Raw genomic sequence first — 13,929 nt, forward strand, 5'->3', positions numbered from 1 at the left:
CAGGACAGATCCCGTGCAGGGTTATCGCAGCGGGAAAGACTGCCGGTATTCTTCTTCGGCCTGGGCACGGGTGATCCCGATGTCCGCAAGCTGCTGATCTGACATTCTGAGCAACATCCGACGTTCTTCACGAACCGCAAGCAACCGTGCAAAGCGGTTTGAAAGATCATTGAGGCGGCTAACAAGGGTGGTAATGAACTTACGGATACTTGCTTTGGGCGGGCGCTCCACGGCAGACGGAGCAGGGCTAAGTGAATAAGCCATCATTCTCTCCATGAGTTAATATTGCTAATGCAATGTTTGCTGTTGAAGCCATATTGCGGCTATCTTTGGAGCGCGACAAACGAGTATTTCTGATCAAACGGATTAGGAATTCTAATTCATGATGTTGGAGTAATATCCATGCGGCTTCCGCCTTTGCAGTCCGTGCGCGCCTTTGATGCCGCTGCCCGCCATCTGAGCTTCACCAAGGCGGCCGAGGAGCTGTTTGTCACTCAGGGCGCCATCAGCCAGCAGGTCCGCCAGCTTGAGGAATATCTTGGTTTCAAGCTGTTTCATCGGTTGCCGCGTCAGATCCATCTGACCGAAGAGGGCGCGCAACTGGCCCAGGCAACCACAGCAGGCTTTTCATGCATTGCCGAGGAGATCGAACGCCTGACCACGATTGAGGAAGCCGGTGTGGTGACGGTCAGTGTGTTGCAAAGTTTTGCGGTGAAATGGCTGGTGCCGCGTCTCGGGCATTTCCGCGATGCGTTTCCCGATATTGATGTGCGCATTCATGCCGATGACCGGCTTGTCAATTTACGGACCGAGGGCATTGATCTGGCGGTTCGGTTCGGCAGTGGCAATTATCCGGGGCTGGTGTGCGAAATGTTGATGCGTGACGAGTCTTTCCCGGTGTGCAGCCCGGCCTATCTTGCCGCCAATCCCGAACTGAAAGAACCGGCCGATGTCGCCGGGCACCAATTGCTTCATGATGCCACCACCTTTATGGATCACCCGCATGCCGCCGACTGGGAATTCTGGCTCAACGGTGTCGGTGCCGAGGGTGTTGATGTCAGCCGCGGTCTTCGGTTTAACTCCGGCGACATGGTCATTCAGGCCGCCCTGATGGGGCAGGGGATTGCCATGGCGCGCACAAGTCTGGCCGCCCTTGATCTGGCGGCGGGAAATCTGGTGCGACCGTTTGCACAAAGCGTTGCCTCGAGCGGGGCCTATTATCTGGTGTATCCGGAGGAGCACCTGAGACGGCCGCGCGTTAAGGCATTTGTCAGCTGGCTTAAAAATGAAGTGGCTGAAACCTTGCGCGAAATTGATCCGGATGAGGCGGACGCGCCTGTAGAGGACTAAGCTCAGATTAACCCAAGGTCACGTAATTCATCGGCCATGTCATCGGGCAGGGCGTCGGTGCCGCCACCCTGTTTTTCATCTGGCGGGCATTTGTCATCGGGGAAATAGCGCCACCCCTGAAACGCGCGGTGCGGATAGGGACGGGTGGCGATCAATTCCTCGTCCAGAACGATGCGGCAATATTTCGTGCCTTCTTCATTGACGTATTCTTCAAGATCAATGACTTGCTGCCGGCAGCGCACGGCCCCCTTGATCACCCAGTAAATTGATCCACCATCAAGAATCTCTGCCTTGCGTTTGGGTGTCATGCGTGTGGTGTGGAAAATGCGCCCGTGCATGGCCTGGAAATAGGTCTGCCATTCCTTCAGGCTTTCGGGGCTTTCTGTGCCGACGCTCAGTTTGATGATGTTCAGAGGCATATCAGGAGGGTTTCTTGTGCGGTGGTGTTCAATGACTGATGAGGTAGAACCCGTACGCCGAGCGGTCAATAGTGGATTATTAAAACACAAAAATAAGTGTAATATATGATATTTCACAAAAAAACTTGACCAATAAGGGGTAATCAGCCAAATTCTGGTGCAGAAAAGGTCCGATACAGGACCAAACCCGAGAGATTTACAGGCTGAGAGAACCGAATGTCCCTGCAAGTTGTCACGGCAAACCGTCTGGAAGACGGGTTGGTGGTGTTCCTGACCAGCGATGGTAGCTGGAGCGAAAACATCAACGATGCCCGCATCGCTGACGGCAAAGAGGCCGCAGATGCGCTTTTGGCTGAAGCCAGTGCACCCGAACTCGATATCGTGATTGTCGGGCCGTATCTGATTGATGTCGAACAGCAGGGCGCGGATATCGTGCCGACAAAATACCGCGAAGTTCTGCGCACCAAAGGTCCGAGTGTCCGCGAAGACCTCGGCTATCAGGCGGTATAAGGAGAGCCCCATGTATCGTTATGACGATTTTGACCGCCAGCTTGTCCATGAACGGACTGAACAGTTCCGCGAACAGGTAAAACGCCGCCTAGCCGGTGATATTACCGAGGAACAGTTCCGTCCGCTGCGTCTGATGAACGGTGTGTATCTGCAACTGCATGCCTATATGCTGCGCGTTGCCGTTCCATACGGCACGCTGCGCGCTGACCAGCTGCGCCAGCTTGGCATGATTGCGCGGGTCTATGATAAGGGCTATGGCCATTTCACCACCCGCCAGAACATCCAGTATAACTGGCCGAAGCTTGATGAAATCCCTGATGCGTTGCTCGACCTTGCCAAGGTCGAAATGCATGCGATCCAGACATCAGGCAACTGCATTCGTAACACCACGACCGACCAGTATGCCGGTGCTGCGGCCGATGAAATCGAAGATCCGCGCCCCTATTGCGAACTGATCCGTCAGTGGTCGACCTTCCATCCGGAATTCACCTATCTTCCGCGCAAGTTCAAGATCGCCGTAACCGGATCACCAAATGACCGTGCCGCGGTGAAGGTGCATGACATCGGTCTTCGCATGCATCAGAACGATGCGGGTGAAACCGGATTTGAAGTCATGGTTGGCGGTGGCCTTGGTCGTACGCCGTTTGTCGGCAAGACCATCCGCGAGTTTATCGGCAAGAACGATTTGTTCTCCTATCTCGAAGCCATTCTGCGCGTTTATAACCGCTTTGGCCGTCGTGATAACAAGTACAAGGCGCGTATCAAGATCCTCGTTCATGAGGAAGGCATTGATAAAATCCGCGAGCTTGTCGAAGAGGAATGGGCCCAGATCAAGGACGGGTCGCTGCGCGTTGATGATGCGGAAATCGCCCATTACATCGAACAGTTTGCCCCGCCGGCGTTTGAAACCCTTTCTGACGACGATGCCGATTTCGAACGTCACAAGTCGGAAAACCGTCTTTTCGCCAACTGGGTGCGTTCGAACGTCATTGAACATAAACAGCCGGGCTATGCGATTGCCAACGTATCGCTGAAACCGATTGGCGGCATTCCGGGCGATGCGACCGATACCCAGATGGAACTGGTTGCCGACCTTTCGGAAAAATACAGCTTTGGTGATGTGCGTGTGACCCACGAACAGAACCTTGTTCTGCCGCATGTCAAAAAGGCCGATCTGTTCGCGGTTTGGAGTGAACTGGACAAGGCTAACCTTGGCACCGCCAACCTTGGCTATGTCACCGATATCATTTCCTGCCCGGGTCTTGATTACTGCGCCTTGGCAACCGCGCGTTCGATCCCGCTGTCACAGCGGATTTCCGAACGTTTCGGGGATCTCGATCGTCAACATGACATTGGCGAACTCAAGATCAAGATTTCCGGCTGCATCAATGCCTGCGGGCATCACCATGTTGGTCACATCGGTATTCTTGGCCTCGATAAGCGCGGCAAGGAGTTCTATCAGATCACGCTGGGTGGCGATGCCAGCCAGGATGCCTCGATCGGCAAGATCGCCGGTGCCGGTTTCTCCGAAGCCGAAGTGGTCGATGCGATCGAAAGCCTTGTGACCAAATATATTGATATCCGCGAAAGCGGCGAACGTTTCATCGACACCTACCGTCGTGTCGGCATGGATCCGTTCAAGGAGGTGCTTTATGGCGATCGTTAAGAATGACAGCGTGATCGAACAGGAATGGATCACGGTTGATGCCGAAGGCGACCTTCCGGCAAGCGATGAAAACCTGATTGTGCCGCTCGCCCGTTTCAAGGAAGAACGTGACAGCCTTCTGGGCCGCAATGGCGGTCTGGGTGTGCAGTTGAACCCGGGCGATGCGCCCGAAGATCTGGCAGATGATCTTGACCGTCTGTCGATCATCACGGTCAATTTCCCGGCCTACACCGATGGCCGTGGATATTCCTATGGCCGGGTGTTGCGTGAACGCATGGGCTTCACCGGCGAGCTTCGCGCGGTTGGCGATGTCCTGCGTGATCAGATCCTTTACATGCACCGCTGTGGCTTTGACGCCTATGATCTTAAGGTCGAAGGCGAAGTCGCTCTGAACAAGGTGCGCGCCGCACTTAAGGAAATGTCGGTCTATTATCAGCCGACCGGTGATGGCCGCGTCACGGCACAATCTTTGCGCGAACGTCGTCGCGCCGCTTTGCAGTAAACGGCGAAAAGCATCCGGCCTTCGACCATTGTCGAATAAGTCTGAGCCATTTAATCAAGGGTCCCCGAACAGGGGGCCCTTTTTCTTTTCCCACATGGCTCAATACATTGGAAATCCTCTGATAAGTGAAATTACATCATTGATTTCACGATAATCTTTCTCCAAATCAAACGTATATATAAGATTATTCTTAAGTTTTATGCTTATACGCAAGGTGTCCTCACAATGAATAGGCCTATATCACCTAACGCATAGTGACGTAATCACGCGTATATCACGTAATGATTGTAAAAATATAATATGATGAATGAGGTGACAGAGTAATTGGGAGAACCTCGTTTATGTCGATGTTTAATCGTCTCAAAATTTCAACAAAAGTATATGGCGGCTTTGGCGTTGTGCTGGTTTTGCTCGTACTTGCCTCTCTCTGGTCGGAGTTCTCGATCAGCAGTGTCGGGGATGACTTTGTGCGGTATCGCCATATCGCATTGCAGTCCAACCAAGCAGGCAGGGTGCAGGCCAACCTGCTTGAAGCACGCGTCTCGGTTAAACACTATCTGCTGACAGGGGACAGTGCCGCGGCAGACAATGTCGATGAGCGTCTGGCGACAGCAATAAAGTTGAATGACGAACTTGTTGCCCTGCTTGATGAACCGCAAATGATTGAAACGGCGCAATCTGCCGGGGCAAACCTGATCATCTATCGCGATACCTTCGACAAGGTTGCGTCACTGCCCGTGGGGGATCCGGCGCGTGATCAACTGGTGGCTGATACGCTCGATGAAGTTGGCCCGGTGGTTGCCGAAAATCTCGAAGATCTGAAACTGTCGGTCAAGGCAGAACAGGATCAAATCGGTCCGCGTGCGACCAAGGCGGCGTCACAGGCGGTGATCGTTACCGCCATTGTCGGCGGTGTCGCGGTGATCCTTGGTGGTTTTGCCGCCTGGATCATCGGTACGGGTATTTCGCGTCCGATCCGTCAGATCACCGAGGTCATGAAGGAACTGGCCGGTGGGAACAAGCAGATTGATATTCCAGGCCAGGATCGCCGCGATGAAATCGGCGATATGTCCAAGGCGGTGCTGGTCTTCAAGGAAAACATGATCCGTGCCGATGAACTTGCCGGACAGGAAGCCGAGGCGGCAAAACGCCGGGAACAGCGTGCTAGAAAAATCAGCGAACTGACCACGGGCTTCGACCAGGAGATTTCCGTCGTTCTTAAAACCCTGGCCTCTGCCGCGACCGAGATGCAGTCAACCGCAACCGGCATGAGCAGCACGGCCGAGGAAACAAGTCGTCAGTCGGGCATCGTTGCGGCCGCCGCCGAACAGGCATCGACCAACGTGCAGACCGTTGCCAGTGCGACCGAACAACTCAGCGCTTCGATCGCTGAAATCACCCAGCAGGTCAGCCAGTCATCGACGGTTGCCAATCGCGCAGTCGAAGATGCCGAGAAAACCAACATCCAGATCCGTGGCCTTGCCGAGGCCGCGCAAAAGATCGGTGATGTGGTCGGTCTGATCAGCGACATCGCCGAACAAACCAACCTGCTGGCCCTGAATGCCACCATCGAGGCAGCCCGTGCGGGCGATGCCGGCAAAGGCTTTGCCGTTGTCGCAGCAGAGGTCAAAAACCTTGCGACCGCGACGTCACGCGCGACCGAGGACATCACCAACCAGATCACCGGTATTCAGAATGAAACCGATGGGGCGGTGACGGCGATTGGCACGATTTCGTCCACCATCACGGAGATCAGCGAAATATCAGCCGCCATCGCAAGTGCCGTGGAAGAACAGGGGGCGGCAACCCTTGAAATCACCCGCAACGTTCAGGAAGCCTCCGTCGGTACGACCGAGGTAACATCGAACATCGTCAGTGTGAACGAGGCGGCCGGGTCCACCGGGGCTGCAGCCGAACAGGTGCTTAGTGCCGCGTCAGAATTGTCGCGGGAATCTGAAAGCCTGCGTCACAAGGTCGAGGCATTCCTGAGCGCGGTACGCGCTGTGTAATCCTATACATTCGAACATGGCAAATATGTTCTGACTGAGGGGCACTCGTTTGGGTGCCCCTTTTTCTGTCCGCATGGCGGTTGAAAACTTTAGAAAGTTATTATTTTAGAGTTACTTGAACTGTGCGTCCCGCGAAACCGAGTATCAGTGCCATATTAATCTTTGGTAATATGAATACGTATAGTTTTCGCCAAAAGGGTAGCGTCAGGTCGCAATATCCTGTATGCAATTAATAGCTGTTTATGTTGGTATTTGAGACAACCTTTAAGGTTTTAGTCGGCTGTTCCTTGCGTGACGATAGCAGCCCGGAAGGGGATCTCTGACCGACATCCGTAGTTTTCGATGTGTGCCATCTTTTGGGCAAAGAAGGTGGTTCTAATCACAGACAGCCGTTCTCTTGATCAAGCGAGGTGGCCGGAACCATAGATGACTACTGTATCGGGACTTGCTCATGCGGTTGACGGATGCGTGATTACGCGGGATTTCGCCCGCTATGACCGTGCCTATCACGACAAAGTACAAAGATATAACGATCATCTTGGTGCCATGGCCGGGGTTTTGCGCCGGTTCAGCGAATATAGCCGCACCATGCTTGCGTCCCAGCAGCTTTATATCTATGCCAAGTGGCTTGCACGTTACACGGCCTATTGGCCGCGGCTCGATGATCTTGTAACGCGCCTTGAAAGCAGCTTTGCCGAAACTGATCAAAGTTACGTTGCGCGCCAATCATCGGTCGATGGATCGTGGGGCTGGCAATATACCGAGTTCCATCACAAGTTTGATGCGACCATTGTTCGTCTGCACGAACTGGCAACGGAAAAACGCGCACCGCGCCATCCGCTTCATTTTCTTGAGCCGGTATCAACCATCCCGAAAATGCGCACCTATCTCGAAGACCTTCTGGTGTCGGATATCGCCGCAACCGGGCGCAACAAGCGTGATGAACTGGGCTCGGTCCTGTGTTGTCTGGCGCAGTTGTGCTTCAAGCCGCGCCTGCGCAATTTTGCCCGCGAATATGTGCGCGGGATCGCGCTTGATGATGCCTATATCAAGGCCTTTACCGATTTCCTTGACGACATTCAAAACCCGGAAACCGGTTACTGGGGGCCATGGTATTCATCAGATGGTAAAACCCATCGCTATGATGATCTGAGTTTTACGTTCCACATTGTGTCCTATCGCAAAGGGGATGTTCGTCATTGGCCAAGCCTGATCCGCACGACCCTTGAGCGGCGTGGTGAAGAATATCCGGTTGGCTGGCGGAGCCGCGGCAATTTCAACAACCACAACAATTACGATGTCGCGAAGATATTTCGTCATGGCTGGTCGCATATGACATCAGCCCAGCGCGATTTCGCATCCAGGCAACTTGACGAGATGTTGGACTGGTGTCTGACCCATTCGATGCGCAAGGATGGCAGTTTTGTCTTTGACGAACATTTCTATAATTCGCTTGAATCTTGCCACTATTTCGGCGTTTCGTTTCTTGATGAGGTCGGGTATTTCAGGCCACGCAAACGGTTCTGGACGGATCGGAAATTCCCCGAGGCCAGCCGTGTGCAGCATCACGTTATCGCCCGGCTAAATGAGTTCTGCCCGCAAAATCCAAGCGTCATCGCCGCGAAATGGAAGGCTGGAACGGATCTGAACCTTGCGGCGAAACAACCGGTGTCGACGGCAGAAACAGAACATCTTTCAAGGCGGCAACGGCACAAGTTCCTTGTCAGTGCCGATACATCTGCAAGCTCTTTCAAAAACGATTGATGCCTCGCTTTTCCAACCGTGACGGATCAAACCCAAAATGGCGTTGCAGCAGCAGTATTTTATTGGTGGGTCGATTCTGCGCCATATCCTCGGCATGGCTTCGACAAGCATGCTTGCACTTGTTGCGATGGTGGCTGTCGATGCGCTTGATCTGTTTTTCCTGAGCCTTCTGGGTGACGTCGATATTGTTGCCGCACTTGGCTTTGCCTGGCCGTTGATATTTTTCACGCTGGCGATATCGCTTGGGGTGTCGACATCGATGACGGCATTGGTGGCACGGGCCGAAGGGCTTGGCGACCGTGACCGCGCGCGTGTGATGGCAACGCATATTCTGCTTTTCGGTGTCGGTCTTTCGGTTCTGATGACGGTGGCGATTTGGTGGGGGGCGCCAACGATGCTGGCAGCACTTGGCGCATCAGGCCGCGTCCATGCGCTTGGTACAAGTTATCTTCAGATCGTCATGCTGTGCCTGCCCATTCTGGTGCTTAGCATGGCATCCGGTGCGCTTTTACGGGTGATCGGTGCCAAACAGCGGTCGATGTGGGCCAAGGTCGCAGGGGCGGTCACCAATGGCGTGCTTGATCCGATATTTATCTTTGGTTTTGGCTGGGGTGTGGAAGGTGCCGCCTGGGCCACCGTGATATCGCGCGTCGTGATTATGGTGATTGCGTTTTATGGCGTGCGCAATGTGCATAACATGCTGGGCCGCTTTGATCGTGCTGTATTCGCGCAAGATGTTCGCGAAATTGCCAGGGTCACCGTGCCGGTCGGGCTGGCCAAAACCGGCCCGCCAATTGCCAGCGGCTTTATCATGGCATCAATGGCAAACTTTGGCTCAGATGCCGTCGCGGCAATGGCGATCATCGAACGCATCGCCCCATTTGCTTTTGTCGGTTACATGGCCTTGCCCCAAGCTATCGGGCCGATCTTTGGGCAGAACTTTTCCGCCAAACGTACGGATCGGGTGCGGGCCATCTGGCATTCGGTCTGGGGGCTGATTGTTGTCTATGGTCTGGTGGTGTCGGGGCTGTTGTTTGTTTTGTCTGACCAATTGGCTGAGCTGTTTCGCACCACACCGGAAACTGCAAACCTGCTGGGCCTGTTTTGTACGGCGATTGCGCCGCTTTACATGTTCCTGGGGCTGCAGTTTTCATCCCATACCTTCTTTAACGTCACCGGGCGGCCTAATCTTGCGATGCTTGCCGATCTTGCCAAGGAGTTTCTCGGCGTGATCCCGCTCGTCTGGTTGGGCAGCATCTATTTCGGGGCCGTCGGGGTTTTGTGGGGGCAGGTCGCAGGGATTGTGTTGTTTGGTGCCTTGACCGGCATCGTCAGCTACAGGCTGGCGTGCCAGAAACCTCGTTCAGACCAATTGTTGCAATCGGGGACACACAAGCCCGTGGTTGGGGGCGGGAGCGCAGGGTGATTTGCGATCAGAAAGATCAGCCTTGTTTCTGATCGCGGGCATTAAGCGTCATCAAAAGACACGGGCCCTTGGCGGTTTCATATTCCCGCCCGGCAACAAAACCAATGGACTCATAACACCGAATAGCACGTTCGTTTTCCGGATCGGGGTCTATCCCGATCATGGGCGCGCCACGTTCAAACAATTGGCGTGTCAGCATCTTTAGGAACATTTGTCCATGCCCGCAGCCCATCATGTCTGGCACGCCAATAAAGGCGTCTAGACAACGGGTTTGTTCCGGCAGGGGATCAAAATGCGCCTGTGGCCATTGATGGGCGTCGTAATGCTGGACAAAGGCAAACGGCCGATTGCGGTACGACACAATCAGGGTCGCCATTTCGGCCAGTTCGACATCTTCGGAAATCAGTTCAAGCTGTTCGGCCGGTTCGCCCCACCAGCGGATAACTTCGGGCACATGCAGCCAGCGGCCAATCATCGGCAGATCATTTGGGGTGGCCCGTCTGAAGCTGTATTTTGACGGGCCCATCCATTAGTCCCCGGTCGTTGATCTTTTTGCTGCCAAGGCCAGATTGACCTTTGATGCGCTTGATTTTGCTATCTGATCACAAATCCAGCTTCCTGTCTCGGCAAGCTTTTCAAGATCGATACCGGTTTTGATGCCAAGCCCGTTCAGCATATAGACAACATCCTCGGTCGCGACATTGCCACTGGCCCCTTTGGCATAGGGGCAGCCACCAAGACCGGCGACGGAACTGTCAATTACGGCCACACCCATTTGCAGCACAGCAAGCAAATTGGCGAGTGCCTGACCATAGGTGTCATGGAAGTGGGCGGCGAGCTTTTCGGTCGGTACATGTTTGGCAACAGCGGCGATCATCGCCTGTGCCTTGGCGGGCGTCCCGGTGCCGATGGTATCGCCCAGACTGATTTCGTAACAGCCCATGTCATAAAGCGCCTTTGCGACCTCGGCGACCTTTTCAGGCGCAATGTTGCCTTCATAGGGGCAGCCCAGCACGCAGGAAACATATCCGCGTACTGCAAGACCTGCCTCGCGTGCCGCGTCGGCCACCGGGCGGAAGCGATCAAGGCTTTCTGCGATGGAGCAATTTATGTTCTTTTGCGAGAAACTTTCCGATGCCGCGCCAAATACCGCAACCTCGGTCGCGCCCGCGGCAATCGCGGCCTCAAGGCCCTTCATGTTCGGGGCCAGAACAGGGTATGTCACACCGGGCTTACGGGTGATCTGGGTCATGACATCTGGCGCATCTGCCATTTGTGGCACCCATTTCGGGCTGACAAAGGCGGTGGCCTCGATCACCGATAAACCGGCATCATTCAGGCGATGGATCAGCTCGACCTTGGTTGCAGTCGGGACCATCGCCTTTTCGTTCTGAAGCCCGTCGCGCGGACCGACTTCGACAATCTTGACGTGACTTGGCAGATCGGAAAGCAGGGCCATTATTCGGCCTCCTCAATCGCGATCAGTTCTGCGCCATCATCGACCTGATCACCGACGCCAAAGAACACTTCCTTGATCGTGCCGGTGACAGGGGCGGAAATGGTGTGTTCCATTTTCATCGCTTCCATCACGACAAGCTTGTCACCCGCTGTGACCGATTGACCGGCCTTTGCCATAACAGCGATGATCTTGCCCGGCATCGGTGCGGTCAGTCCACCACCCGTACCTTCGTTGCCACCAGCCGCGGCCAGCGGATCAAAGATGTCGAGACGGTCCGAGCGACCATCACGGAATATCATCAGACGATTGCCGTCACGAAGCACCGAAGCACGTTTGCGGACGTTATTCAGGCTGGCAACGATGGCACCATTTTCATCATGCTCGGCACCGGCGATGATAGCGCTACCATCAGGCATATCGATGACATAGCCCTGATCACGGTAATGCACCTTGACCAGCAGGTCCGACCCGTCATGACGCAGGATCAGGTCATGGTGGTTATCGTCATTCAGCCGGAAACCCGCCGTGCTGTGCCAGGGCGAATAGGGATCGTTGCTTTGGGCTGCATAACGGGCGGCCTCGGCATCGCGGGTCAGCAGGATATCAAGGGCGGCGAATGCCAGCGCCTCGTTATCGGGCGTGGTAGGAGCGGGGATCAGATCATCCTGATAGTTCGGGATGAAACCGGTTTCGACCTCGCCCCGTTCAAAGGCCGGATGACGAGCGATATTGCCAAGAAAGCCGGTGTTGGTGGTGACACCAACAATCTGAACATCGTTTAATGCGGTCGCCATGCGACGCAAGGCCGATGTGCGGTCCACATCCCAGGTGATCAGCTTGGCGATCATCGGGTCATAATGGATGGAAACTTCGCCGCCCTCATAAACGCCGGTATCAACCCGCACATGATCGGTTTCGCGCGGCATGCGCATATGGACAAGCTTGCCGGTTGCCGGCAGGAAATCATTCTGCGGGTCTTCGGCATAGATGCGCACTTCAAATGCGTGCCCGTTGATCGAAAGGTCTTCCTGCGCCTTTGGCAGTTTTTCGCCATCGGCCACACGCAATTGCCATTCCACCAGATCTTCGCCGGTGATTTTTTCCGTCACCGGATGTTCGACCTGAAGGCGGGTGTTCATTTCCATGAAATAGAACGCACCCGACGCATCAAGCAGGAATTCAACTGTTCCAGCCCCCTGATAGCCAATCGCCTTGGCGGCATCTACGGCGGCCTTGCCCATCTGCGCACGGAGGTCCTCGGTCATACCCGGTGCAGGGGCCTCTTCAATCACCTTCTGATGGCGACGCTGCAGGGAGCAATCGCGTTCAAACAGATAGACCGCGTTGCCATGGCTGTCGGCAAAGACCTGAATTTCCACATGGCGCGGTTTGACGATCAGTTTTTCAATCAGGCAATGGTCATCGCCAAAGCTGCTTGCGGCTTCGCGTTTGCAGCTGATCAGCGCGTCCTTGAAATCGGATGCCTTTTCAACCGCACGCATGCCTTTGCCGCCACCCCCGGCGGATGCCTTGATCAATACCGGATAGCCGATCTTGTCGGCCTCAACTGCAAAAAGATCAGGGTCCTGATCTTCGCCGTGATAGCCCGGCACCAGCGGAACGCCAGCCTTGCCCATGATTTTCTTGGCTTCAGATTTTGATCCCATCGCGCGGATCGCACTGGCCGGTGGCCCGACAAAGATGCAACCAGCTTTTTCCAGCGCATCAGCAAAACCGGCATTTTCCGACAGGAACCCATAGCCCGGATGAACCGCGTCAGCACCTGATTGTGCGATGACTTCAAGCAGCCGGTCAGTGCGCAGATAGCTGTCCTTGGGGGCAGGCGCGCCAATGTGATAGGCCTCGTCGGCGTGTTTGACATGCAGGGCATTGGCGTCGGCATCGGAATAAACGGCGACCGTGGTAATTCCCATGCGACGGGCGGTCTTGATCACGCGGCAGGCGATCTCACCGCGGTTGGCGATCAGAAGTTTGCGCGGCATGTTATTTCTTGCTCCAGTTCGCAGGACGTTTTTCCAGAAAGGCACCGACACCTTCGCGGCCCTCGTCGCTTGCGCGTTGATCGGCAATGCGTTGGGCGGTGTCATCAATCACGGCATCTGAAATCGGTTTGTTGGCGACCGCGTAAATCAAGTTCTTGGCGGCATGCATTGCGTCTGACCCATTGGCAAGAAGGAGTTTTGCCATTTCCTGCCCACGGGCAGCCAATTCATCGCCAGAAACAATCTCATGCACCAGCCCGATCTGTTGGGCGGTCTGGGCATTAAATCGTTCGGCAGTCAGGAAGTAACGTCGTGCCTGATTAACCCCGATGGCCTCAACCACATAGGGCGAAATCACCGCCGGGATCAGGCCCAGCTTGACTTCCGACAGGCAGAAGCTTGCGCGGTCTGACGCAATCACAATGTCACAGCACGCTGCCAGACCAACCCCGCCGCCAAAGGCAGCCCCGTTGACCAGTGCGATGGTCGGTTTTGAGGCAAAGTTCAAAACCTTCATCAGTTTGGCGAGCGCACGGGAATCAGCCAGGTTTTCGGCATGGCTGTAGCCCGCCATGCGCTTCATCCAATTCAGATCCGCACCGGCCGAAAAACTTTTGCCAGCCCCGGTCAGGATGATCACCCGAACAGCTGGATCGGCATCAAGGGCTTCGATCTTGGCGGTCAGATCGTTGATCAGGACATCATCAAATGCATTGTGAATTTCGGGCCGGTTCAACGTGATGGTCGCAACACCATTGGCGGCGATTTCACGCAGGGCGGCATCAGAAATGTTATCGATGTTTACATTGCTCATGATCACC

13 protein-coding genes are annotated in these 13,929 nt (G+C 54.9%); 7 read left to right on the forward strand and 6 right to left on the reverse strand.

Annotation, left to right across the window (positions count from 1 at the left end):
• Positions 1 to 21 precede the first annotated feature (21 nt).
• A complete protein-coding gene (locus B2T33_RS12995; RefSeq protein ID WP_286792257.1) occupies positions 22 to 264 on the reverse strand; it encodes a DUF1127 domain-containing protein in 243 nt (80 codons plus the stop codon).
• Positions 265 to 402: 138 nt separating this feature from the next.
• On the opposite strand from B2T33_RS12995, the gene gcvA reads away from it, so the two are divergent.
• Positions 403 to 1,350 carry a transcriptional regulator GcvA gene (gene gcvA / locus B2T33_RS13000; protein ID WP_286792258.1) on the forward strand — a complete coding sequence of 316 codons (948 nt, stop codon included), beginning with the start codon at positions 403 to 405 and terminating at the stop codon, positions 1,348 to 1,350.
• Between the two features lie 2 nt (positions 1,351 to 1,352).
• On the opposite strand, the gene B2T33_RS13005 is transcribed toward gcvA, so the two are convergent.
• Positions 1,353 to 1,769, reverse strand: coding sequence for a DUF1489 family protein (locus tag B2T33_RS13005; RefSeq protein WP_064781603.1), 417 nt, complete (start codon positions 1,767 to 1,769; stop codon positions 1,353 to 1,355).
• 216 nt (positions 1,770 to 1,985) lie between these two features.
• Here B2T33_RS13005 and B2T33_RS13010 point away from each other — a divergent pair, with 216 nt between their 5' ends.
• The 6 genes from B2T33_RS13010 to B2T33_RS13035 all read left to right on the forward strand — a co-directional run bounded on the left by B2T33_RS13010 (position 1,986) and on the right by B2T33_RS13035 (position 9,646).
• Positions 1,986 to 2,279, forward strand: coding sequence for a DUF2849 domain-containing protein (locus B2T33_RS13010; protein WP_008890566.1), 294 nt, complete (start codon positions 1,986 to 1,988; stop codon positions 2,277 to 2,279).
• Positions 2,280 to 2,289: 10 nt separating this feature from the next.
• Entirely contained in the window at positions 2,290 to 3,945 is a 1,656-nt protein-coding gene (locus B2T33_RS13015; RefSeq protein WP_286792260.1) for a nitrite/sulfite reductase, read from the forward strand.
• Positions 3,932 to 4,447: a DUF934 domain-containing protein gene (locus B2T33_RS13020; RefSeq protein WP_008890568.1), complete on the forward strand. Its 516-nt coding sequence runs from the start codon at positions 3,932 to 3,934 to the stop codon at positions 4,445 to 4,447. Before B2T33_RS13015 ends, B2T33_RS13020 begins: the two co-directional genes overlap by 14 nt.
• A gap of 341 nt (positions 4,448 to 4,788) precedes the next feature.
• A complete protein-coding gene (locus B2T33_RS13025; protein WP_286792261.1) occupies positions 4,789 to 6,456 on the forward strand; it encodes a methyl-accepting chemotaxis protein in 1,668 nt (555 codons plus the stop codon).
• A 426-nt stretch (positions 6,457 to 6,882) separates the two neighbouring features.
• Positions 6,883 to 8,220 (forward strand): hypothetical protein, encoded by a 1,338-nt coding sequence (locus tag B2T33_RS13030; protein WP_286792262.1) that lies wholly within the window; start codon positions 6,883 to 6,885, stop codon positions 8,218 to 8,220.
• A gap of 37 nt (positions 8,221 to 8,257) precedes the next feature.
• Positions 8,258 to 9,646 (forward strand): MATE family efflux transporter, encoded by a 1,389-nt coding sequence (locus tag B2T33_RS13035; RefSeq protein ID WP_286792263.1) that lies wholly within the window; start codon positions 8,258 to 8,260, stop codon positions 9,644 to 9,646.
• Between the two features lie 16 nt (positions 9,647 to 9,662).
• Here the strand turns inward: B2T33_RS13035 and B2T33_RS13040 are convergent, their stop codons facing one another.
• Genes B2T33_RS13040 through B2T33_RS13055 form a run of 4 tightly spaced genes read right to left on the reverse strand, consistent with a single transcriptional unit; the run spans position 9,663 to position 13,922 of the window.
• A complete protein-coding gene (locus tag B2T33_RS13040) occupies positions 9,663 to 10,172 on the reverse strand; it encodes a GNAT family N-acetyltransferase (protein ID WP_286792264.1) in 510 nt (169 codons plus the stop codon).
• A 3-nt stretch (positions 10,173 to 10,175) separates the two neighbouring features.
• Complete coding sequence (locus B2T33_RS13045; protein ID WP_197147200.1) at positions 10,176 to 11,105, reverse strand: hydroxymethylglutaryl-CoA lyase; 930 nt, start codon at positions 11,103 to 11,105, stop codon at positions 10,176 to 10,178.
• Positions 11,105 to 13,108 (reverse strand): acetyl/propionyl/methylcrotonyl-CoA carboxylase subunit alpha, encoded by a 2,004-nt coding sequence (locus tag B2T33_RS13050; RefSeq protein WP_197147201.1) that lies wholly within the window; start codon positions 13,106 to 13,108, stop codon positions 11,105 to 11,107. The genes B2T33_RS13045 and B2T33_RS13050 overlap by 1 nt, the downstream gene beginning before the upstream one ends.
• Before the next feature lies 1 nt (position 13,109).
• Entirely contained in the window at positions 13,110 to 13,922 is an 813-nt protein-coding gene (locus B2T33_RS13055) for an enoyl-CoA hydratase/isomerase family protein (RefSeq protein WP_286792265.1), read from the reverse strand.
• Positions 13,923 to 13,929 lie beyond the last annotated feature (7 nt).

The organism is Thalassospira sp. UBA4513, assembly GCF_002388495.1.
Taxonomy (GTDB): Bacteria; Pseudomonadota; Alphaproteobacteria; order Rhodospirillales; family Thalassospiraceae; genus Thalassospira; species Thalassospira tepidiphila.